General features: G+C 66.8%; 27 protein-coding genes. All 27 read right to left on the reverse strand.

Annotation, left to right across the window (positions count from 1 at the left end):
- On the reverse strand, positions 1 to 360 hold the full coding sequence (locus H7H34_RS06710; RefSeq protein WP_185924669.1) for a hypothetical protein: 360 nt from the start codon (positions 358 to 360) through the stop codon (positions 1 to 3).
- A complete protein-coding gene (locus H7H34_RS06715) occupies positions 357 to 2,087 on the reverse strand; it encodes a phage tail tape measure protein (protein WP_185924670.1) in 1,731 nt (576 codons plus the stop codon). Before H7H34_RS06715 ends, H7H34_RS06710 begins: the two co-directional genes overlap by 4 nt.
- Before the next feature lie 148 nt (positions 2,088 to 2,235).
- Positions 2,236 to 2,460, reverse strand: coding sequence for a hypothetical protein (locus H7H34_RS06720; protein ID WP_185924671.1), 225 nt, complete (start codon positions 2,458 to 2,460; stop codon positions 2,236 to 2,238).
- A 14-nt stretch (positions 2,461 to 2,474) separates the two neighbouring features.
- Positions 2,475 to 2,933, reverse strand: coding sequence for a hypothetical protein (locus H7H34_RS06725; protein WP_185924672.1), 459 nt, complete (start codon positions 2,931 to 2,933; stop codon positions 2,475 to 2,477).
- A gap of 39 nt (positions 2,934 to 2,972) precedes the next feature.
- Positions 2,973 to 3,578: a hypothetical protein gene (locus H7H34_RS06730; RefSeq protein WP_185924673.1), complete on the reverse strand. Its 606-nt coding sequence runs from the start codon at positions 3,576 to 3,578 to the stop codon at positions 2,973 to 2,975.
- A gap of 91 nt (positions 3,579 to 3,669) precedes the next feature.
- Positions 3,670 to 4,089: a DUF3168 domain-containing protein gene (locus tag H7H34_RS06735; RefSeq protein ID WP_185924674.1), complete on the reverse strand. Its 420-nt coding sequence runs from the start codon at positions 4,087 to 4,089 to the stop codon at positions 3,670 to 3,672.
- 153 nt (positions 4,090 to 4,242) lie between these two features.
- Positions 4,243 to 4,695: a phage morphogenesis protein gene (locus tag H7H34_RS06740; RefSeq protein WP_185924675.1), complete on the reverse strand. Its 453-nt coding sequence runs from the start codon at positions 4,693 to 4,695 to the stop codon at positions 4,243 to 4,245.
- Between the two features lie 276 nt (positions 4,696 to 4,971).
- Entirely contained in the window at positions 4,972 to 5,601 is a 630-nt protein-coding gene (locus H7H34_RS06745; protein WP_185924676.1) for a hypothetical protein, read from the reverse strand.
- Between the two features lie 42 nt (positions 5,602 to 5,643).
- The gene (locus H7H34_RS06750) at positions 5,644 to 5,988 is read right to left on the reverse strand and encodes a hypothetical protein (RefSeq protein WP_185924677.1); all 345 of its coding nucleotides are present in this window, start codon (positions 5,986 to 5,988) and stop codon (positions 5,644 to 5,646) included.
- Positions 5,985 to 6,653 (reverse strand): DUF2786 domain-containing protein, encoded by a 669-nt coding sequence (locus H7H34_RS06755; protein WP_185924678.1) that lies wholly within the window; start codon positions 6,651 to 6,653, stop codon positions 5,985 to 5,987. Before H7H34_RS06755 ends, H7H34_RS06750 begins: the two co-directional genes overlap by 4 nt.
- A gap of 9 nt (positions 6,654 to 6,662) precedes the next feature.
- Entirely contained in the window at positions 6,663 to 6,884 is a 222-nt protein-coding gene (locus H7H34_RS06760; protein ID WP_185924679.1) for a hypothetical protein, read from the reverse strand.
- 24 nt (positions 6,885 to 6,908) lie between these two features.
- Positions 6,909 to 7,496: a hypothetical protein gene (locus H7H34_RS06765; protein ID WP_185924680.1), complete on the reverse strand. Its 588-nt coding sequence runs from the start codon at positions 7,494 to 7,496 to the stop codon at positions 6,909 to 6,911.
- Between the two features lie 179 nt (positions 7,497 to 7,675).
- Positions 7,676 to 8,128 (reverse strand): helix-hairpin-helix domain-containing protein, encoded by a 453-nt coding sequence (locus H7H34_RS06770; RefSeq protein ID WP_185924681.1) that lies wholly within the window; start codon positions 8,126 to 8,128, stop codon positions 7,676 to 7,678.
- 4 nt (positions 8,129 to 8,132) lie between these two features.
- The gene (locus H7H34_RS06775) at positions 8,133 to 8,399 is read right to left on the reverse strand and encodes a hypothetical protein (RefSeq protein ID WP_185924682.1); all 267 of its coding nucleotides are present in this window, start codon (positions 8,397 to 8,399) and stop codon (positions 8,133 to 8,135) included.
- A gap of 81 nt (positions 8,400 to 8,480) precedes the next feature.
- On the reverse strand, positions 8,481 to 9,791 hold the full coding sequence (locus H7H34_RS06780) for a phage major capsid protein (protein WP_185924683.1): 1,311 nt from the start codon (positions 9,789 to 9,791) through the stop codon (positions 8,481 to 8,483).
- Between the two features lie 363 nt (positions 9,792 to 10,154).
- Entirely contained in the window at positions 10,155 to 10,889 is a 735-nt protein-coding gene (locus tag H7H34_RS06785; RefSeq protein WP_185924684.1) for an HK97 family phage prohead protease, read from the reverse strand.
- 1 nt (position 10,890) lies between these two features.
- The gene (locus tag H7H34_RS06790) at positions 10,891 to 12,939 is read right to left on the reverse strand and encodes a phage portal protein (protein ID WP_245164994.1); all 2,049 of its coding nucleotides are present in this window, start codon (positions 12,937 to 12,939) and stop codon (positions 10,891 to 10,893) included.
- 28 nt (positions 12,940 to 12,967) lie between these two features.
- Positions 12,968 to 14,389, reverse strand: a complete 1,422-nt coding sequence (locus tag H7H34_RS06795) for a phage terminase large subunit family protein (RefSeq protein ID WP_185924686.1) — start codon at positions 14,387 to 14,389, stop codon at positions 12,968 to 12,970.
- Positions 14,389 to 14,982, reverse strand: a complete 594-nt coding sequence (locus H7H34_RS06800) for a phage protein Gp27 family protein (protein ID WP_185924687.1) — start codon at positions 14,980 to 14,982, stop codon at positions 14,389 to 14,391. Before H7H34_RS06800 ends, H7H34_RS06795 begins: the two co-directional genes overlap by 1 nt.
- Positions 14,983 to 14,986: 4 nt before the next feature.
- Positions 14,987 to 15,292, reverse strand: a complete 306-nt coding sequence (locus H7H34_RS06805) for a VpaChn25_0724 family phage protein (RefSeq protein WP_185924688.1) — start codon at positions 15,290 to 15,292, stop codon at positions 14,987 to 14,989.
- The gene (locus H7H34_RS06810) at positions 15,289 to 15,615 is read right to left on the reverse strand and encodes a DUF2730 family protein (protein WP_185924689.1); all 327 of its coding nucleotides are present in this window, start codon (positions 15,613 to 15,615) and stop codon (positions 15,289 to 15,291) included. Before H7H34_RS06810 ends, H7H34_RS06805 begins: the two co-directional genes overlap by 4 nt.
- A complete protein-coding gene (locus H7H34_RS06815; RefSeq protein WP_185924690.1) occupies positions 15,612 to 15,827 on the reverse strand; it encodes a TraR/DksA C4-type zinc finger protein in 216 nt (71 codons plus the stop codon). Before H7H34_RS06815 ends, H7H34_RS06810 begins: the two co-directional genes overlap by 4 nt.
- Positions 15,824 to 16,093: a hypothetical protein gene (locus H7H34_RS06820; protein ID WP_185924691.1), complete on the reverse strand. Its 270-nt coding sequence runs from the start codon at positions 16,091 to 16,093 to the stop codon at positions 15,824 to 15,826. The genes H7H34_RS06815 and H7H34_RS06820 overlap by 4 nt, the downstream gene beginning before the upstream one ends.
- A complete protein-coding gene (locus H7H34_RS06825; protein WP_185924692.1) occupies positions 16,093 to 16,626 on the reverse strand; it encodes a hypothetical protein in 534 nt (177 codons plus the stop codon). The genes H7H34_RS06820 and H7H34_RS06825 overlap by 1 nt, the downstream gene beginning before the upstream one ends.
- On the reverse strand, positions 16,623 to 17,381 hold the full coding sequence (locus H7H34_RS06830; RefSeq protein ID WP_185924693.1) for a glycoside hydrolase family 108 protein: 759 nt from the start codon (positions 17,379 to 17,381) through the stop codon (positions 16,623 to 16,625). The genes H7H34_RS06825 and H7H34_RS06830 overlap by 4 nt, the downstream gene beginning before the upstream one ends.
- Before the next feature lie 82 nt (positions 17,382 to 17,463).
- Positions 17,464 to 17,865 (reverse strand): helix-turn-helix domain containing protein, encoded by a 402-nt coding sequence (locus H7H34_RS06835; RefSeq protein WP_245164997.1) that lies wholly within the window; start codon positions 17,863 to 17,865, stop codon positions 17,464 to 17,466.
- Complete coding sequence (locus H7H34_RS06840; protein WP_185924694.1) at positions 17,865 to 18,512, reverse strand: regulatory protein GemA; 648 nt, start codon at positions 18,510 to 18,512, stop codon at positions 17,865 to 17,867. The genes H7H34_RS06835 and H7H34_RS06840 overlap by 1 nt, the downstream gene beginning before the upstream one ends.
- Positions 18,513 to 18,515 lie beyond the last annotated feature (3 nt).

Consider the following 18,515-nt stretch of genomic DNA (forward strand, 5'->3'; position numbering starts at 1 on the left):
TCAGCCCCTCACCAGCGCGCGAAACGTGACTGTCCATGCCTCGGGCGCGAAATACGCGATGCCGTAAGGCGTCTCGTCGATCAGGGTTACCGTCACCACCGCATCGGTGCGCGGATGCCGGATCGTGAAGGGCAACACCCCGCCCGCGAGCGTGGACCGCACGAAGGTCTCGAAGGTCGCGGCCTGGGTGGTCGTCATCACGAAGGCGAACGTCACGGCCGACAGGTGCACGGTGCTCCGGCGCCGGCTGATCGGCGAGCCGACTTCGGGCTTGAACATGGTGACGGCCGGTTGCGGCGTCTCCTGGTAGGGATGCCGGTCGGCGCGTTGCGGCAGGGAGGCTGGCCATGCTGCGGTCATCTGCGCACCTTGCTTGGGGTCGTTCCGAAGCGGGCGGCCTGCGCCTGGTCGAAGCCGCCGGTCGCATATTCCTGCTTCACCCGCTCGATGATGACGTCGACGATCTCCCGACCGTCGCTGTCGCGGCGGCGCTCTTCGCGCACTTCCCCGCCCGCATTGTTGTAGATGTTGACCTCGGTACCGCCGCCGCTTCCGATGCTGCGCAGCGACGAATTGGGCAGCACCTTGGCGCCCTGCGGCGTGCCGATAACCGGCTCGGGACCGCGCTCGCCGACGATGCCGAAGGTTCCGTTGGGGATGAGGCCGCCCTTGGCATAGAAGCCCGAGAACAGGGAAGACGACGACGAGCCACCCCCGAACAGGTTGCTGAAAAGGCCGCCAAGCAAGCCGCCGCCACCGTCGCCGCCCCCGGACGCGCCGTTCAGCTGGAACACCGCGTCGAGCACATCGTTCAGGATCTTGTCCGTGATCCGGTCGAGCGCCCGCAGGGCGTTGTCAGCCAGGGCATCCCAGACGTTCTCGCCATTCCGCACGGCCATCGCCAGGCTGGAAACCGAGCCTTTCAGGATGTCGTTGTATTCGCGCAAATCGGCCTTGGCGGTACGCTCGCGCTCGATTGATCCAATGAGGTCCTCGACAGCCTTACGCTCCTTGGGCGTTGATTCCGCCAGCGTTTCGCGGTGACGGATCATCTCCTGCTGCACCGTACTGCTAGCGCTGAGAACACCCAGCTCGTCGTGAAGCGACTGAATGAGCTTGTTGAGCGCCTCGCGCTGGCGTTCAGCTGCGTCGGCCGCCTTCTGACTGCTCCCGATGCCCGACCAGTCGAACTTGTCGCCGGGAGGGGTGTCTTCCTTGTCGGTTCGGGTGGGGGGCAGCGTCCAGCGCCGGTCGAACGCGCCGGGGCTCAGCCCGTTGCCGGAGAGCTGATCGCGGAACTCTTTCCAGCGCTTGACCGCATCGGGATCGGGCGGGGCGACGGCATAGAGAACGTCGCCCGCCACCGTGTCGAGCCACCGCATTGCCGAGGTGACCGCGTTGACGCTGTCGACGATGATCTGGAATGCACCGGCGATGCCCTGGGCCATCGCCTTGGCATTCTCCACGAATTGCGGATCGGCAAGCATGTCCGCGAAGTCTTGCAACTGCGGCAGAACCGCCTCCGCAAGCTGATTGACCAGGCCGGCGCCCGCAGCCCAGATCCGGGTCATCGTGTCGTTGAAGACCTCGGCTCTTTTGCCGAACTCGGTCGAGATCGTCTTGCCCAGGCGGTCGCTTTCGGCCGCCATGTCGGCCAGTCCCTGGCGCCCGTTGTTCAGCAGCGGGATCAGCTCCGCGCCCGAGCGGCCGAACAACTTGATCGCCAGCGCAGTCTTGTTGGCGCCGTTCTCCATCCGGGCGAAGCGGTCGGCAAGGTCGATCATGACCTGATCGGCGCCGCGCAGATTTCCTTCGGCATCCGTCACGGCGATGCCGAGGCTCCGGAAGATCGCTGCGGAGGTTTTGTCGGCGCCCGATGCGACCTGCGCCATTACGTTGGTGAGCCGCGCCATGCCGCCCGAGAGCGAGCCAAGGCTGACGTCGGACAGTTCGCCCGCCCAGGCGAGTCGCGAGAGGGCTTCCGTGGTGACACCGGCTCGCTGCGCCGCCTTGCTCATCGTGTCGGCGCTGTTGATGGACGCGCGGACCAGGACGGCGAGCGCCGAGGCCCCGGCAGCGGTCGCCAACACCAGATTGCGACCCAGAACGAGGGCCTTTTTCGAAACCGCGTCGAAAACCCTTCCAAGGCCGTCTGCTTTGCCTTCGGCCTTGTCGATGTTCCGGTTGAACTTGTTGTCCCGCGTGTCGAGGTCGAGCAGCGCCTCGCCGAGTTTTTCACTCATTGCCGCCCTCCGTCGCGGGCACTTCGATAACCGCAATCCCCATTGCCGCCAGCTGCTGCGGGCTTGCTTTCACCGCACGTCGGCGGCGGCCGCCGTTGGCCGCCCGTTCCAGATCGCGCATCGCACTGCGCGCATCCGCGGACTTCACCTGACCGGAGCCGAGTGCGACTGTGTCGATCCCGACAAGGCGCTCTTCCGCCTGCAGGCGGGGCAACATGGCGATGAAGGCCCTTACGAGCCCGCCGGGCGTGCGTGTGAGCCAGTCGTCGGGGGTGCCGCCGTAGAAGCGTTGGAGCCTTGGGATGATAGATCCCCAGTCCGTGCACTCTGCGCTGTTGCGCCCGTGAGCTTGCGAGCGATCGCTCCCGCCACGGCCAGCCGCCGCCGCATCAGGAGCTGCGTAAAAACCTCGCAGATCGCCATCTTCTGACTCTCGCTGAGGCCGGCGAGAACGGCGTCGGGCAGGTCGACCACGATCCGGCGCGTCACGTCGTCGATGACGCCCGCCAGGACGTTTTCGGGGTCGCCGCTGCTTGCGAGCGCCTCGATCTCCTTGCCCGCCGTCGTCAGGCGCTGGGACTCCAGCACGGACAGCTCGTCCGGCGCGCGCAGCTCGTAGCGCTCGCCGTCGATACGGATGATCGGGCGCTTGATCAGCGTTTCGAGGTCGAGAATGGGCGTTTCGGCCATGGAAGGCCTCCCGTGCAAAGCGGTCAGGAACGGGCGAAGTTACGGCAGCGCGGGCTGATGCTGCTGCACGAGCTGCGCCAGCGCATCCCAGGGCTGCCCCTGGGTCGGGTCGAGCATGGCCGTGAACTCGAATGCGAGGCCGGCCGGCTCGGCCTTGCGGTACTGGATTTCCGGCCCACCGCTCATGAAGCAATAGGGAACCTGGTACTGCATCCCCATCTCGTCGCCGTAGGGCGACGCGGTCGAGCGCACGAGCAGCGCCATGGTGTTGACCACCGGCCCCCGATAGAGCTGTTGCGTCTTGAACCCCGGCGTTCCCGCACCGGCCGCCGTTGTCTGAAAGTTCCGGTTGTTGGCAGCCAACCTGTATTGCTCCAGCGTCAGGTCCCAGACCGTCAGCGAGATCACGAGCCCTTCCTCGGACCGGAATGCCTTGACGGGCGCGGTCCGCCCCAGCGGCGTTACCAGGTTGACCTCCTGGCTGTGCGCGACGGTCACCCCTTCGGGGTCGTAATCGGCATCGCCGCTGGTGCCGATGATGTTCCAGGCGATGGGCGGCGCGGTGCCGAGCGCGGGGAACGCGGTGCCGGCCGGAGCCCACCACGCGGTGAACGGCGGAGCGATGATTTCGAACGGCGCGGGCATCAGGACACCTCCTTGAGAGCGCAGGCAGGAAAAGTGGAGACCGGTTTTCCGTCCGCCTGCGCGGCAGCGGAACCGAGGGAGGCCGGCCCGGTCACGGCACGGCCTCCAGCGCGTGGAAGATCTGGAAAGAGTGAAAGGCGTAGGGCCAGACGGCATCGCGGTCGCGGCCGGCGGACAGGCCGCCAGCCACATCGGCCCAATGGATGAGGCACCCGGCGATGACTTTCCGGCGCAAGCCGGTGATCCGCAGCCGGCACATGCGCGCCAGGGCATTGGCCTCAAAGGGCGTCTCGCCATAGGCAAGCACGTCGACACGCTGTGTGTCGTGCCGGGCATAGGTTCCGGCCGTCAGGGATGAGCCGCCGGAAAGACTTACGACGATGGCAGCACGGGGCATGGATGCCGCTTCATCGGCCGGCAGCTCGCCGCCGAAGATGCGCGAGGCCGAGGCGGCGGCGATGTCGCCGTCCGTCTCCAGCCATTCCACCAGCGCCCTGATCGGATCCGCCATTGCACTACCCCAAGACCCCGGCAGGGGCCGGGGTTACAGGAAGCGACTATGGCCGCAGCGACGAGCGCCGGACATCCGCGCAGCTGCGCGGGAGACGCCGCTATTTCGAGGTGTGGGAGATCGGCCGGAGCATCCGGCCGCGCGCCTCAGCTGTCAAGGCGTCGTCTTGCGCCGCTTCGCCCGGCGCTGATACGAGGCCCGGATCCGGTCGGCGAGCTTCGGATATTCCACGTCGGCGGCCGGGCGAAGATAAGGCCGCGCGGGGATCTTCACCTGTTTCACGACAGCGAATGTGCCGTCATCCAGACGGAAGCGGAGAGCCTTCGCGTTCTTCGGCTTGATCACGCCGCCGAGTTCTTGGATTCGCGCATAGACCACATCGCGCACGCCCCACGTGCCTTTGACGCCTTCGCTATGGGCTGCCGCATAGTCGGCGATGTCGATACCGCCTTCCAGAATTCCCGTCTGGTTATTCCAGGTATGGTTCCGTTTCGCGTGCACGACGCACGCGCCCATGGTCTGGTTGACGCCATCGATCTGCGCCGCGCGCATGTCCTCTTTCACGGCCTTGCCGTACCACTTGAGCGACTTCGACTTGCGCGCCATTCGCACATTCCTTTCGACGCCGCGTCCAATCAGGCCGTTTTTGTCCCGGTTGCTCCCGAATCGGCGCTTGCCTACGTGGACTCCGTAGCGTCTTCGGTGCTTCTATGGGTTGTCCATTCTCATCAGGAGAGAATTCATGTCAGACGATAAGCCGACGGCCCCGCCACCACCCGAGCGCTTCGAGAAGAACTATGTCCCGCCCGTAGTCACTCCGAACACGAACTATCAACCGAGTGCGCCCGCGCCCGCGGACACACCCCCTCCGCCGAAGAAGCCCTAGCCACGTTTCTTGAAACGGATGTCCACATGCCTTACGCGACCGGCTGGGACGATAGTCATATTGTCGCCCCAGACCGGATCCCGAACGTTCTCTTGCCTCTCCTCCTCCTTTTGGGTGCCGTCCTTCTCAAGGCGTGAAGAGTGAGTGACATAGAGCGCGATTGAACCATCCGATCCGTAGATGAAGGGTGCGATAGCCGCATCACTGAATTTGGATGTGTCGTCGCACCTCAGTTCACGCCCGTCGTCGAGTACCACCATCACTTGCGAGACATTGTGGCTGGTGTCGGCAAATACAGCCGTCAGCACGGACGGGTCGTCATCTGCATAGCTGAGCTGGCCGCGCTGTAGCGCCCGCCTGATGATACGCCGTCCGAACCCGCGCCATGCCAGCCCGACGAGTACCACCAAAAGGAGAGCGATCGCGATTGCTGGCGCATCGCCAGTCTTGGGCTGCGCGATCTCGAAACAGGTCGTTGCGGTGATGCCGAATGCGACGGTCAGGAACGCGATGTCGATCTGGCGGTGGTGCGCGCGGATCCCCGCATAGGCGGCCAGATAGCCCAGATATCCGCCGCCTAGCGCCAACTGTAGGGCCAGGGGCGCGGAGAAAAATTCCAGGTTCATGTCGGCCTCCTTCTGAGGGTCGTGCAGTCTAAGCGAGATCCGTCATCCAACGCGCTTTAAAGCCACTTCAAGATGGTTGTGCTTGTGCTGCACCGGGCCTTCCACCTTCAGGCGACCGGGAATGATCACATTGCCGACCCGGTCTGTCACGGCCGCGATCTCGTCGTGCTCGGCGATATCAGCGCTGAGGGCGAACAGCGCCCGCATGTCCTCGACCATGGCGGTCTTGTCGCCGTCGACGATCTCGCGCGAGGAATTGGACCAAACGAAGCACGGCAGGATGCCGAGCGGCTGGAAATCCGGCGCCACCGGATTGTTCCAGCTGTCGCGCCCGCTCGCCTGATTGCGCTCGACGAGCGCCCGCATGGTGAGCCGACCGGCGATCATGTCAGCGCCAGAGGGGCCGTGTTCTCGCCGTGCAGGCCGGCATTGAGGTTTACCTCGCTGCCCGCGAGCGCGCCGCGCAGGCTATCGTTGTCGGTGCGGCCTCCGGATCGGTTCGCTTTTCGCGGCTCGACCCGGACGAGGCCGGGACGATACGTCTCCAGGTACCGCCGCACGAGAGGGTCGGCCGGCCGCTCGGAGATCAGCGCCTTGATTTTCAGGTAAACCATGCCAGCCCAGCTCTCGCAGAACACGTCCGCCCGCAGGCGCTTGCGCGCCGGCTTGCAGCGCTTCAGGTGCGTCTTGATATACGCCGCGCGCTCGGCCTTCAGCCGGCGGAACAGGACCGCGAACGCATAACTCGCGATCTCCGCGCTTGCCCCCCGGCCGACGAAGGCGCGGTCGCGGCGCTCGTCGAGATAGCAGGTCACCTCAAGCGCCCGGCAGACGGTGTTCGCCAGGATCACTTCCCACACCGGCGGCCGTTGCACCCGGCCCGCGCGGGCGGTCGCCTCTTCGATGTCCGCCAGTTCCAGCTGCTCGTCGGTGACCCCGTGCGCATCCATCAGCTCGCGGGCCTTGGCGAGCGCCGCTGCGGCCTCGTTTTCATTGCCGCTGCGGGCGAGCGCGAGGCACTTGCGGATCTTGTCGATGATCTTCTTGTCCATGGCCGCTCTTCACTCTCCCCGCACGCGCCGCCACAGCCGGGCCGCCCCGAGGTAACAACCGATCAGCGCGAACCAGACCACCGCGAACGGCCAGAAGACCGTGATGATCAGACCCCAACCGAAGATGATCGATTGACCGTGGGCGGTCAGTTCGCCGGCCGCCGCCTTGAACATCAGCACGATGCAGGTCACGACGCCGGCCACATAAACCGCCGCCAGGAATGGGATCATGTCCATTGTCTTCGCTTCGCCTCCTCAAGCCATCGGCATGGCGCTGCCGCCCAGGGCAACGCCGAGCCAGGCGAACACCGCCTCGCGAGCCTCCGCGCGCTCGGCACCGGTTGCACCCGTCCATGAATAGTCGCCAGCCCGTTCGCTCTTGAGGCCGGCCGCCGCCTGTCCCGGCGTATCGAGCAACATGATGCGGATGACGGCCTCGTCCCTCAGTCCCTGGGCACCGGTCGGCGTGTAGGTGACCGACACCAGCGGCGCCCAGTGAGAGCGACCGTTGTCGCCGTCCAGGAGCCGCAGCAGGGTGCGCCCGCCGTGCAGGACCCGGTAGTCGGACGGCGAAAGCGTGATGTCGTTTGACCCGCTGCCGCTCCAACTGGGGTCCGTCTCGGTGATGACCACCGGCTGGCCTGCATCGAGCGGCCGCGCGAGGCGGAGGGTGCGCAGGCCCCGCGTATCCGGGTCGGACGGGTCCCCGAACTCCACGGTGATCGGCCCGGCCGGGCCGAAGCGGGCATCGATCTCCGCCTCGATGCCGGCGATCATCGCGGCAAGTTCGTCGTCGGGCAGATCCGACCTGGTGCGCGTTTTGACGCGATCTATGAGAGCCATTCGAAGCCTCCTGAAAAGTGCCGCTACTCTCCCGGCTGTCACGTCCCCCGTCAGACGTTGCAGCCGGGTCCCACGGCCCGGCGCCGCCTACTCGCCCCTCCCGTCACGCTGTGGTCCTGGCCGTTTGGTTCCTGGCCGTGACCGTCGCGCCGTTGCCCTCGGGGGCTTTCGCTTCGGGATTACGCGCCGCCGCCGGCCGCCTCGACCTGCTCCCGGGCGGCCACCACCCAGGCGGCCCAGTCAGCCTCGCCGGCACCTGAGATTGTCACCGGCGGTTGCTCCGGATCGACGGCGGCGAGCCCGGCAAAGGTGACGATGCCGGCGGAGGCGAAGGCCGCCGCCGTCGCCTTGCCGACGCCCTTGAGCTTGGTGAGAACGTCGCCGGCCTGGCCTTCGCCCTTGGTATCGCTCGGCGCCTTCTCCTTGTCGCCAGCGGGCTTGCGCTCCTCGTCCTCACCGCCCGGCTTGCCCTTGCCGGTGAGCTTGCCGCCGACCAGGCCGAAGCGCTGCGCGGCGCTGTCCGGGATCTCGTCGCCTTCGGCCGCGTAGAGGAATGCGGCCGCCTTGTCGCCGTCGCGCACGAGGCGGCTCTTGTCCGCCGTCAGATACAGTCTTTCTTTCGCCGTCTGCATGAGATCAGCCCTCGTTGCTCGCCCACAGCACGTGCAGGTGTGCGCCGCTCGTGTCGGTGGTGTCGTTCTCGATGACGCCGCCCTTGGTGGCGTGGATGGAAAATTCCGCCGTACGGTCGACCCGCGTCGGCGGGTTCCCGTCCGTGATGTGCTCGACCGACAGCAGGGTGTCGCCCGGCTTGATGCTGCCCGGCACCTTGTGCTCGCCGACGGGTCCGCCAGGGATCAGGGCGCAGCCCACGGGTCGGGAAAATCCGGTGATTGTCGGCATGGTGATGCCCTTGGTTGCTTGGGATCGAACCGGCCCCGCCGTGACGCGCGACGGCGGCGGGGCCGGAGGTCGGCTGGCCGTTTAGAGGCCGGTGACGTCGACGAATGCGGGGGGGCGGAAGAGGACCAGGGCAGCACGCATGTCCGCGCGCACCGTCCGCTTGCCCTCCACGAACTGCGTGCCGGTATAGCCGACCTGAATGTCGACACCGGACCGCTCGAAGGCGCTGATGAAGGCAGGCTGGAACGAGCCGACAAGGCCGGCGCCGGCCGCGCGCGCCTCGGCCTGCACCACCGACAGACCCCACATGCGATCCGGGCCGGACTCGGACGGACTGCCCCAGATGTAGACGCCGTCGGTCGTGCGCATCAGGCGCACACCCTGCCAGTCTTCCGGATGCATCACGTGATGCGTCGGCACCGCACGGGCGCCCGTGCGAACCTTGGTCATCGCCTTGTAGAAGGCGTCGGGCACCGGATCGGCGCCCCTTGCGTGGGTCTGGATGCCGGCGACGTTGACGATGCCGCGAAGGTTCGGCGCGGTGCCGTTGCCGACATAGACCTGCGTATCCAGCCGCTGGCGCACGCCGAAGGTGAGGCGGCCGTTGACGTAGCCGGACATCATCGGAACGTCGTCGAGCTGCTCGTCGGTCACCGGCAGGCTGTCGGTGATCTTGCGCACGTCGGAGGAGCGCTCGGTGAAGGCGAACGTCGCCTCGGCATAGGTGCCGCCCTCCGCCGTCTCCGCCGCTCCATGGGTACGGGTTGTCTCCTCCATGTACTTGATGGCGGCCTGCGAGGTCTGCGACATGGGGATGATGTCGATGAGCTGGAGCGGGCGCGTCGTGGCATCGACGAAACCCGGCAGGCGCATGCTCTCCGGCGCATAGCCGGAACCGGTGGACATCAGGGCCTTGGTCAGCAGCGTTTCGATCTGCATGCCCTTGGCCAGGATGTCGGAGGGCAGAACGTCGTAAGAAAAGTCGATGCCGCCCGGCGTGCCACGCTTGATCCACTCGGCATAGGCCTTTTCCTCGGCCAGCATCTCGCCGAGCGACTTCATCCGGGCGGCCTCACTCGGGTGGTTGCCCCGGCCGCCCGGCATGGGCGGACGGCCCCGGACCTTCTCGCGCTCCGCCAGTGCCTTGGCCGCGCGCTCGGCCGCCTCCAGCTTGTCCGCCTTCTCGCCCAGCTCGTTCAGCTCGGCGTCCAGCTGGTTGACCTTCTCGGCAACGGCGATGGAGCCCCGGACATTGTCGCCGAGGGATTTCACGCGGTTGAAGTCGTAGGACTTCTCGCCGCTGTCGGTGGTGACTTCGGCCTCGTCAAAGACCTTTTTCAGCTCGTCCTGCTTTGCCGCGAGCTTCTCGCGGACTTCATTGAGGGTCGACATCGCGTCTCTCTTGTCGCTGAGGCCTCCGCGTCCGCGCGCGGCCTGAATGGATGCGCCCGCGTCGGCGCGGGCTCGGTAACGTCAGCGAGTTTGGAGAGGTATCGGGTCCGCCGACATCCGCGCAGCTGCGCGGGAGACGGCCCAAGGGAGAGCTGCGGAAGGGGGGTCGAGCGGCGCGAAGATACCCCGACTGGCCGGAGAAAATCCACCCGCGATGGTGGCGGCTGCATCCGGGGGCGCCGGCAAGCCGACAGCATCGCCGTCAAAGGGGTTTCAAAGGGGGCAGGACGCGCGAACGCAGGTTTCGCGCCCGATCATGCACCACGGGGCACCAGCGCGCCCCGTGGCGCCGAATTTACGGATTCAGGACCGAGCGCGGCGGCGCGCCGAGGCGGTGAGCAGATTGGCCGCGACCCGTTCGAGTTCCGCATTGGCCTTCTGCACGGCGTCCTCGTCCGCCTGTCCGCCCGCCAGCAGCGCATCCAGGCGGGCTTTCAGAGCCGCCAGCTGTTCGACACGCGTCGGGCTGAGCGGGCGCCCATCGGCCGCCCGCAGGGCCTTCACGTCGCCGGCCCGCTGGATGGCGTCGCCGAGATCCGCAATCAACTGGTCGAGCTGCTCCGCAAAACCCGTGCGCGACTTAAGCGACAGGGTGCCGGTGCCCGCGCCGGCACCGCGTACGACGGTCGAGATCTCGTGGACATCGAGGCGCTTCAGGACGCGCACCACGGCCCCGTCGCGCAGCTCGCGCCCATGATCGAGCGCGTCGAAGCCGTAGGACCATTCCTGCACGCTCTTGCCAGTGGCGAGGTCGAACTTCAGGGCGGCGTGCCAATCCCGGCCGACGCTCGAGTCAAGGTTGAGATGCAGGTCGGCATAGGCCGCATCGCCCTTCTCGTGGATCCGCGCCTTGCCGAACGGCATCGCGTTGCGATTGTGGGCGGGCAGCAGGGGCACCCACTGTTCTTTCCAGGCGAAGGCGCCGGGCATGTAGGTGTCGCCGTCGTGGTCGATGGCCGACAGCGAGGCGATCTTTGCCAGCCCCTTGCCGGCCTCGTCCATGTCCGTGACCGTCAGGCCCTTGGTTTCGGTCTCCATGTCAGTCCTCTCCTTCGCCGAAATGTGGCGCAAAGCTCAGTGTGCCGTTGGGGTGCTCGTCCGCCGCCATCTGGGCAGCTTCATCCGCCGTCACGATGGAGCCGTCGCGGGCGATATGCTCTTCCAGGGACCGGCCCGGACCAAGCCGGCCGTCGAAGACGACGAAGCGTTGCACGCCCGCCGCCTTGGCCCGCTCCACCGTCGAAACGTTCTGGGCGTACTTGGTCTCGGTGCGCGCGATCGTCCTCGCCCGGATACCCGGCGATTGCCACGGGCCGCCCTCGACATACTCCGAGATCCGGGCGGCGAGCTGCTCGGCACCTTCGCCCGCCGCCCGGCCATCGGCCAGGGCCTCGAATAGGGCTTTGCGGGTCTGTGCCTCCAGGTCGACCAGGCCGGCCCGCCGCCCGCCGGCGCCGACGATGGAGCGCGCGACCGGATCGGGCAGCGTAGCGGACAGACCGACCAGCTCGGCCGCGTCGGAAACTTTCTTCGCGACGTCGAGGTAATGCGCCTCATAAAGCTTCTGGAACGCCGTCCGATGCGCCGGGATGCCGAGGGCGTCGAGGATCTGCGCCACGACTAGGTCGTTGGATTTGATCTCGCCGGCCCGAGCATCCTTCGGCGCGAGGTCCTCGTCCGCCAACACCGGCCGGGCAGCGGCCAGGGCGGCTTTGCCGAACGCGCCGAGGAACCGGTCGAGCCGCTGCTCCATGGCACGCTGCAGCCCGTCTTCCTGCTGTCGGAGCGCCCGCACATAGGCGGCACCCTTGCGCCGCTGCGATGACGTCGCCCGTGCTTTCTCGCCGGATTTCGGCTCCGGTGCCGGGAGTGCCCCACCGGGACGCACTGCCGGAGCCGATCCGGCCGGGGTTTCCAGTGCCATCGCCGGCCGCAGATAGATCTGATGCGACGGGTCCACGTCCCAGCCAAGCGCATCGCGCCCCTCGGCCAGCGTGATCAGTCCGCCGGCCACCTGCGACATGACGCGCGTCGTCAGCTTGTCCTCGTCGTCGGACAGTGCAAGGACCTCGGACGTATCCCATCCCGCCTTGAGGCCTTCGGCACGGCCGAAGTCGGGCACGAGCGAGCGATCCAGCTCGTCGGCGAAGGCGCGCCCCACTGGCAACACGCCGTTGCGCCAGGCCAGCTTGATCAGCTCGGTCATGGTGGCGCCGACCTTGGTCGATTGCAGACCGGCGCCGAAACCGACCACCGCTGCCGGGATGCCGAGCGAAGCGCAGACGCGTTCTTCGGCGATGTCCCGCGCCTCGCTCATGTTCATCTGTTGCGGGTTGAAACCGTACTGACTGACATCGGTCGGCGCGCCCATTACCAACGGCTCACCGCGCCGGTCGCCGCCGAAGGCCTGCCGGATCCACGCCTTGGTGGCCTTGACGTCGTCGTCTGAGACGTGGCCGCCGGACTTCGGGCTGAGCACCAGGCCGGGCACGCCCATATTGCGCAGTAGCGAGGCGACGAAGTTGGAGCTTTCGAGATCCATGAAGATCTCGCGAATGACGCCGTCGAGCGGCGGGATGCCCTTGCGCGGATTGCGCGGATCGATCCCGTGCCGGAAGTGCACCACGTCGGCGGGGTCGATCCGCATCGGCGCGATGCCGCCGCCCGGCCTGTAGACGTAGTGGGTCAGGAACTCCGTCCCGTCGTCAGAGCCCTTCGGCTCCATCGTCCAGTGCGGCACGTACCAGAGCTCGGCCGGGCGGCCGACGCCATTGCGGACCTTCAGCCAGTAGGCGTTGCCGGCGAGGCACCAGGACAGCACCGTGCCCGCCCACAGCGCGATATCGCCATAATAGGGATTCGGCCGGGCGATCAAACCCAGGGCAGGATGTTCGGCCACCTCCTCGCGCAGGCCGTTGCGGCCAACGCGATGGATCGTCAGGCGTGCCTCGGGCAGAGCGCGCTGGATCCACTGGATCGGCGCCGTCACTACCGAAGCGTCGAGACCGTCGCCGATGGCCTTGCGATAGTCGTAGCGCGTGCGTGCCATGTTCGGCTGAAACAGCACCCAGCCCGGCGCGTGACGCATGGCGGACAGCAGCGCCTTTGAAAGCCATTTACGCATCTTGCGGGATCCAGTCGTCATCAAGAGTACGGGTCTCGCCAGCAGGCTTGGCCGGAGTGAGCGGGCGCCACGGCTGCACCTTCACGCCGTCCGCCGCGTGGATCGCCAGCGCCAGGGCCCAGAAATGGTCGGCGTGACCGTCTGCGGTGCGCTCGGCGGTGAAGCGGACATTGCCGGCTGCCGTCACCTGTTTGGTGACGGAGCGCAGGTCGGCGCGGATCGGCCCGCTGTAGGGGATACGAATCCGTCGCTCCTCCATGCGAGAGCGCACCGGATAGGCAAGCGCTTCCTTTGACTGAACTGTGAAGGTCACGCCCTCGACCTTGTACTTGCCGAACTTCGCCTGGGCATCGTCGACCCAACCAATGCCCAGGCCGGTGCCGTCGATTGCCGCCCGCGTCGCCTGTTCGAGCCACGGCCAGAGCACCTTCTCCTGCTCGGGCTTGGACTGGTTGCGAAGGGTAATGACAGCGACCGTGTAAAGGACGTCGCCAAGCCGCTCCAAAACCCAGATGACCGTGAGGTCTTTCTTGCGGCCGATGTCGACACCAACATAGAGCTCGCGCCCCGCAGCCTTGGCCGCGTCCTGGATTTCCCAAAGGATGTCTCGCGCGTACTCGGCCGAGGCGATCAGGTCGTATTCGAGGAAAGCCGCATCGTCGTCGGCCGGCTTGCACATGTACTCCTGCTGGAAGCTTTCCTCGTCGGCCGCGCCGCTTTTCACCCAATCGAAATAGGCCGCTTCGTCCATCTCCTGCCGCTCGTCTTCGTCCGGCAGGGATTGCTGCAGCTTCCAGAGGAACCCGTCATCCAGCGCATTCTGCAGGGTGACGGTGTGCAGGCTGAGCTTCTTCGGGTTGCCGCCTTCCTTCACCTCGCGCACGAGCGTGTTGAAGAAATTCTTCGATCCGCGGTGGGTGGAAATCACCTCCATTTGCCCGCCCCAGGTGATGCCCGGATAGGCAATCGACCAGAGCTTTCGCGGATCCGGGTGCAGGGCGAATTCGTCCAGCACGCGGCTTCCGCGCTTGCCGGCCTGGGCGTCCGGGTTGGAGCTCATGGAGTGGATGCGCCGGCCGTTGGCGAACTGCAGGACGAGCGCGCTGTGCTTCTTCTCGTCGTCGATCACCATCTCGCCCATATCGCGAGCGGCTATGTCGGCGATGCCCGCCCACAGCTTGCAGTCTTCGAGAAAGAGGCGCGCCTGAATCTCGTCGCGCGACGACACCCATTCGTCCAGGCGCGCCGACACGAGGGCGATGCGCGACACCTGAGCATAGGCGGTCGACCAGGACAGGCCGATCTGGCGGCTCTTCTCGATCAGCTTCAGGCGCGACCGGTCGGCGATCCACCGCGCCTGATAGGGCAGGAAGATCGCCTCGGTATTGGCCGGGATGATGCGGGCGTTTCCCATCAGGCGATGCCCGCCAGACGCTGGGTGATGAGCTGCATCGCTTCTTCGGAGACGCCGTGCGCCTTGCCGATCCGCGACACATCCTTCGCGGCTTCCGCGACCTTGCGCTTGTGCTCGTCTTCCAGCGACCGCCGCAGCTCGGCCGCGTGCCGCTGGGCGGAGACGGCCGAGCGGTTGGCATTGGCGAGAGCGTTGATCTCCTTGGCGCTGAGGTCGCCCTGGGCAAGCAAGGCGTCCGCCGCCATCTTGATCCGCTCCGACAGGGCAATCGTCATGCGGTCGGCGCCGTCTGGTCCCATGCTCTCGCAAAGCGCCTTCGACAGGCGCAGCCGCTCGTCGTAGTCGCGCCACTCCCGCGCCCGGCGAACCGAGTAGCGGCTGAATGCACCCTTGGAGATCGAGGCAATGCCGCGATCCGCGAGCCGGGCATTGAATTCGGCGAGGATGATGGTTTGAGGCCGCTTGCCTTCGCGCAGCTCGGTGTTCACCCAGGCGAGATCCGCGTCGGCTTCCTCGGGGAGCATTTCCATGCTCGACAGCCGGCCGCGTCCGCGCCGACGGCCGTCGTCATCCTCGCCCGTATCGGTGGACATCGGATCAGCCCTCGTCCTCGGGCCAGGCAACACCGGCCAGCGGCCGGCGCCGCTCGATATGGTCGCGGCCTGCCGAGGTGAGACCGGCGATCACACGCTCGCCGTCCCGCTCAAGAGTGATCGCACCAAGCTCCTCGAGCACGGCGAGTTGCGTCCGGACCCATTCGATGGATCGGGCAACGAGCCGCAGGTCGACCGCCTTCTGCAGAAGGTCCTCGCGCAAGTGGCCGTTGAACTCGGCCGCCAGTGCTTCGAGTATGACCAGCCGGCCTTTCTCGGCCAGGAACTGCGCATATTTGGTCTTGGTCACCGCTCCATCTCCTTCAGCAGGAATTGCTCGACCCGGCGCACCGTCCTGTCGGTTCCGGCGATGCTCTCCTCGACGCGGCCGATGCTGCCCTTGATCTCGGCGACCGTGACGCGCAGCTCGTGCACGTCATCTTTTCGCGGCAGATGGGCGACTTCGTTTTCCAGCTTCTGGACGCGCCGGTCGTGCTCGGTCAGCTTCCGCTCGTGCCCGCCCAGCTTCTGCTCGTTGATCTTCGAGCGGGCGGTGAACCACGTGTAGATCAGGCTCGCGATTGCCAGCAGGGACGCGAGTGGACCCGACCATGTTCTCACTTCTTCGATCATCGCCCCTCGCTTGCCCCGTCGCTGGCGCAGTCAATGCAGGTGGTGGCGGATGGCAGGGCCGCCCGCCGGGCTGGGGGAATCGGCTCGCCGCATACCCGGCAGTCCGACGCCCCCACACCGGCAAGCGCCGCGCGGGCGCGGGCAATGGCCGCTTCCCGTTCCTGCAGCACCCGCTGCTCGGCCAGTTCGATCTCGCGCTCGCCGATATTCATTCCTCGACCTCGAAATACCGCCATTCAGGCACCGAGACCTCGTAGACCGCTTCACGGCCGATGATCCGCTCATGTCGGCCGATCACCTCGTAGATGCCGGGCTTTCCGCCCGGCCGCGTCTGAAGGGAGTGGCCGTAGATGACCTTGTCGTCCTGCAGTCGCTGATAGATCTCCGCGACCGTCGCCGCTGACGTCTCAAGCACCACGAACCGGCGCCGACCGTCGCGCCGGATGTCGGTGAGGTCGATGCGATAGACCGCCGGCATCATGATCTCCGCATCAGCCGGATTGCCTCGACGCCGCGCGCGCCCAGCTCCTTCAGCGTGTGGCCGCCCATGTAGAGCGCCAGGAACCAGCTGGTCAGCGTCATCAGGACGCCCATGTCCATGCCCGCCGCGATGTCGGCGCCGGTAATCGCGTCGACGATCGGGACGACCAGGAGCCGGACGGTCCACATGAAGCCGAGCAGATACATCCAGCCCCAGCGCCAGGCCGAGGGCCAGCCGCCTTGCGCCTGTTCGGCGGCCAGCAAGGCGAACTGTCCGTCCAGTCCGCGCGACCACAGGGCGATGATTTCCGGCATGCGTGCCTCGACATCGGCCACCGCACCCGCGAGCTTTTCCTCGGGCACGCTGGGCAAAGTCTCGACCTCGACACCGAGTGCGCCCGCCACTTCGCCGACGATCACCCCGGCAAGATGCTTGCCGGCCTCGCCGAAGCGCTGGCCGAGCACGCGGCCGATCAGGTCGGCGCCGAGTTTGGTGGCAACGCCGGCAATGAGAGAGACGACCGCGCTCATGCCGTGTCCTCAGCGACGCGGCGTGCCTCGAAGGCGTAGGCGCGCTCCCGCTGGCGATTGAGGTGCGCGCGCCAGAGCAGCAGAGCGGCGACGGCGATCAGCGCCACTGCACCGCCGGCCACAAGCCACCCGGCGAGCGCGTCTCCCTGGTCGACCAGCACCTTGCCGCCACCGCCGGTACCGCCGCCGGAAACTGCGGTGGCAACGCCGCCGTTGCCCTGGGCCTTGGCGGTCTTGCCCGCCTTGGCGCTCTCGTCGGCAAGGCCGCTCTCGACATGAGGTGCGTCCATCGACGCGGCGAGCGCCCAGCTCACCCACAAGGCTTCGCCGGACGTCACGCGCCGGGTCCACCCCTTGCCGAAGGTCTTCCAGTGCTTGAACGTCTGGTAGATCGACAGCCGGCGCTTGCAGAGCTTCTTGACCGTCTCATGGTGCGGCCCGCCGACCACCGCCATCAGGCTCTTGCGCGCGGCAGAAGGGCCGGAGGTGATCGCATAGTCGAACGTCGCGCCGTCGACACCAGGAGCGAGCGTGTCGCAGCCCGCCTTGTCCCAATAGCCGTCGCGATAGATCCGTTCGATCATCGCGGGCGAGAGCCGCTTCAGGTCTGCCACCGTGGCGCCGGGCTCATAGCGGCGAAGGGTTGCGAGGGTGACACCGCGATAGGTGTGCCCGCCGGGGTCCTTCGGGTGGTTGACGTACCCGCCTTCCCAGGCGAGCGAGAAATCCAGCGACGGCGTGAAATTGTCCCGCATGTCCGCATGCCTCGAATGCATGAGGAGCGCCGGACGACCCGGCGCTCTGTCATGTCACTCTGGCAAATTCAGATCGGGGATATCATCCGCGCGGGTGCGCGGGAGACGCTGGCTGGAACAGGTCGAGCTGTTCTGCCTCGGGCAACCGCCACCGGCGCACGGTCGCGGCGTCCGCCCGGACTTTGCGGGCAATCTCGTTGAGGGTATCGCCCCGCGCAAACATCGCCTGGGCCACCCACCGCTTTGCCAGCGGCACCTTGTAGTAGCCCGGCCCCAGAGACCGGGCAAGACTGGCGATAGCGTCGGCCCCCATCGCGCGCGCGGTCTGGGAGCGCCCCGTGGGCACTTCCGGCAGGTAGATATAGGACCCGCCGAACTCGCAGAAGAACTGGATCGCCCCGTCAACCCCGAGCGCATCGATGTAGCCGGCGAGATTGGCCGGCACATCGGGCATGGCACGAGGATTGACGGGGGCCGTGGTCATCACGCGTCCCGCTTGGCCAGGGCTTCGCGCAGGCGCACGCCCAGGACATTCATGAGGTCGATCCACTCGTCTCGGGAAAGCCCTGCATAGGGCTTGCCCGCCTGCATCTTGCCGACCCATGCGTCGAGAGAGGCGGCAGGCGCGGCGTCCAGACCCACGAGGCGCGCCCATTGGGCGAGCAGGATCTGGAAGCGGAAATCGTTCAACAGCGCCGGCTGCTTCCGATCCCGGCGGTACAGCCCATCGGCGCCGGTTTCGCGGCGGGTCCAGCTCTTGATAGCCTCAATCGCCTTTTCGGCATCATCGGCAACCCGCAGGAACCGCGCGTGCGCAAGGCCGGTCTGTCGGGTGACGAAAGCCATCATCGCCTCGTCGGTACCGCTCCGAACCACGCCGAGGTTGTAAGCCGCGATCCAGAGCGCCTGCAGCTTGCCGGCATATGGGCCGCTCGCGCGCTTCGATGCACCGGGTTTAAAAGCCGGTTTGAAGCCGAGGCGATGCAGCTCCCCGACGACGGCCTCACGTTGGGGCGGCGACATCTCCCGCAGGGAACGCGATCCGGTGACCCGCTCGTACAGGTCGCGGGCGTCGTCGCCGGCAATGCCGAGCTGCTTGAGCCCGACGTGGATGATTGCGTGTGCTGTCATCTC

Origin of the sequence: Stappia sp. 28M-7, from assembly GCF_014252955.1 — a bacterium.
Classification (GTDB): Bacteria; Pseudomonadota; Alphaproteobacteria; order Rhizobiales; family Stappiaceae; genus Stappia.

What these genes read in the sequence shown, in the direction of transcription:
- H7H34_RS06825 (WP_185924692.1), bottom strand. Translation starts at nt 16,626, where the DNA reads ATGAGCGCGGTCGTCTCTCTCATTGCCGGCGTTGCCACCAAACTCGGC.
- H7H34_RS06740 (WP_185924675.1), bottom strand. Translation starts at nt 4,695, where the DNA reads ATGGCGCGCAAGTCGAAGTCGCTCAAGTGGTACGGCAAGGCCGTGAAA.
- H7H34_RS06745 (WP_185924676.1), bottom strand. Translation starts at nt 5,601, where the DNA reads ATGAACCTGGAATTTTTCTCCGCGCCCCTGGCCCTACAGTTGGCGCTA.
- H7H34_RS06725 (WP_185924672.1), bottom strand. Translation starts at nt 2,933, where the DNA reads ATGGCCGAAACGCCCATTCTCGACCTCGAAACGCTGATCAAGCGCCCG.
- H7H34_RS06820 (WP_185924691.1), bottom strand. Translation starts at nt 16,093, where the DNA reads ATGCCGGCGGTCTATCGCATCGACCTCACCGACATCCGGCGCGACGGT.
- H7H34_RS06810 (WP_185924689.1), bottom strand. Translation starts at nt 15,615, where the DNA reads ATGATCGAAGAAGTGAGAACATGGTCGGGTCCACTCGCGTCCCTGCTG.
- H7H34_RS06730 (WP_185924673.1), bottom strand. Translation starts at nt 3,578, where the DNA reads ATGCCCGCGCCGTTCGAAATCATCGCTCCGCCGTTCACCGCGTGGTGG.
- H7H34_RS06710 (WP_185924669.1), bottom strand. Translation starts at nt 360, where the DNA reads ATGACCGCAGCATGGCCAGCCTCCCTGCCGCAACGCGCCGACCGGCAT.
- H7H34_RS06760 (WP_185924679.1), bottom strand. Translation starts at nt 6,884, where the DNA reads ATGATCCCATTCCTGGCGGCGGTTTATGTGGCCGGCGTCGTGACCTGC.
- H7H34_RS06780 (WP_185924683.1), bottom strand. Translation starts at nt 9,791, where the DNA reads ATGTCGACCCTCAATGAAGTCCGCGAGAAGCTCGCGGCAAAGCAGGAC.
- H7H34_RS06785 (WP_185924684.1), bottom strand. Translation starts at nt 10,889, where the DNA reads ATGGAGACCGAAACCAAGGGCCTGACGGTCACGGACATGGACGAGGCC.
- H7H34_RS06775 (WP_185924682.1), bottom strand. Translation starts at nt 8,399, where the DNA reads ATGCCGACAATCACCGGATTTTCCCGACCCGTGGGCTGCGCCCTGATC.
- H7H34_RS06755 (WP_185924678.1), bottom strand. Translation starts at nt 6,653, where the DNA reads ATGGACAAGAAGATCATCGACAAGATCCGCAAGTGCCTCGCGCTCGCC.
- H7H34_RS06830 (WP_185924693.1), bottom strand. Translation starts at nt 17,381, where the DNA reads ATGCGGGACAATTTCACGCCGTCGCTGGATTTCTCGCTCGCCTGGGAA.
- H7H34_RS06840 (WP_185924694.1), bottom strand. Translation starts at nt 18,512, where the DNA reads ATGACAGCACACGCAATCATCCACGTCGGGCTCAAGCAGCTCGGCATT.
- H7H34_RS06835 (WP_245164997.1), bottom strand. Translation starts at nt 17,865, where the DNA reads ATGACCACGGCCCCCGTCAATCCTCGTGCCATGCCCGATGTGCCGGCC.
- H7H34_RS06735 (WP_185924674.1), bottom strand. Translation starts at nt 4,089, where the DNA reads ATGGCGGATCCGATCAGGGCGCTGGTGGAATGGCTGGAGACGGACGGC.
- H7H34_RS06800 (WP_185924687.1), bottom strand. Translation starts at nt 14,982, where the DNA reads ATGTCCACCGATACGGGCGAGGATGACGACGGCCGTCGGCGCGGACGC.
- H7H34_RS06765 (WP_185924680.1), bottom strand. Translation starts at nt 7,496, where the DNA reads ATGGCTCTCATAGATCGCGTCAAAACGCGCACCAGGTCGGATCTGCCC.
- H7H34_RS06815 (WP_185924690.1), bottom strand. Translation starts at nt 15,827, where the DNA reads ATGAATATCGGCGAGCGCGAGATCGAACTGGCCGAGCAGCGGGTGCTG.
- H7H34_RS06720 (WP_185924671.1), bottom strand. Translation starts at nt 2,460, where the DNA reads ATGTTGCCCCGCCTGCAGGCGGAAGAGCGCCTTGTCGGGATCGACACA.
- H7H34_RS06790 (WP_245164994.1), bottom strand. Translation starts at nt 12,939, where the DNA reads ATGCGTCACGCGCCGGGCTGGGTGCTGTTTCAGCCGAACATGGCACGC.
- H7H34_RS06750 (WP_185924677.1), bottom strand. Translation starts at nt 5,988, where the DNA reads ATGATCGCCGGTCGGCTCACCATGCGGGCGCTCGTCGAGCGCAATCAG.
- H7H34_RS06795 (WP_185924686.1), bottom strand. Translation starts at nt 14,389, where the DNA reads ATGGGAAACGCCCGCATCATCCCGGCCAATACCGAGGCGATCTTCCTG.
- H7H34_RS06770 (WP_185924681.1), bottom strand. Translation starts at nt 8,128, where the DNA reads ATGCAGACGGCGAAAGAAAGACTGTATCTGACGGCGGACAAGAGCCGC.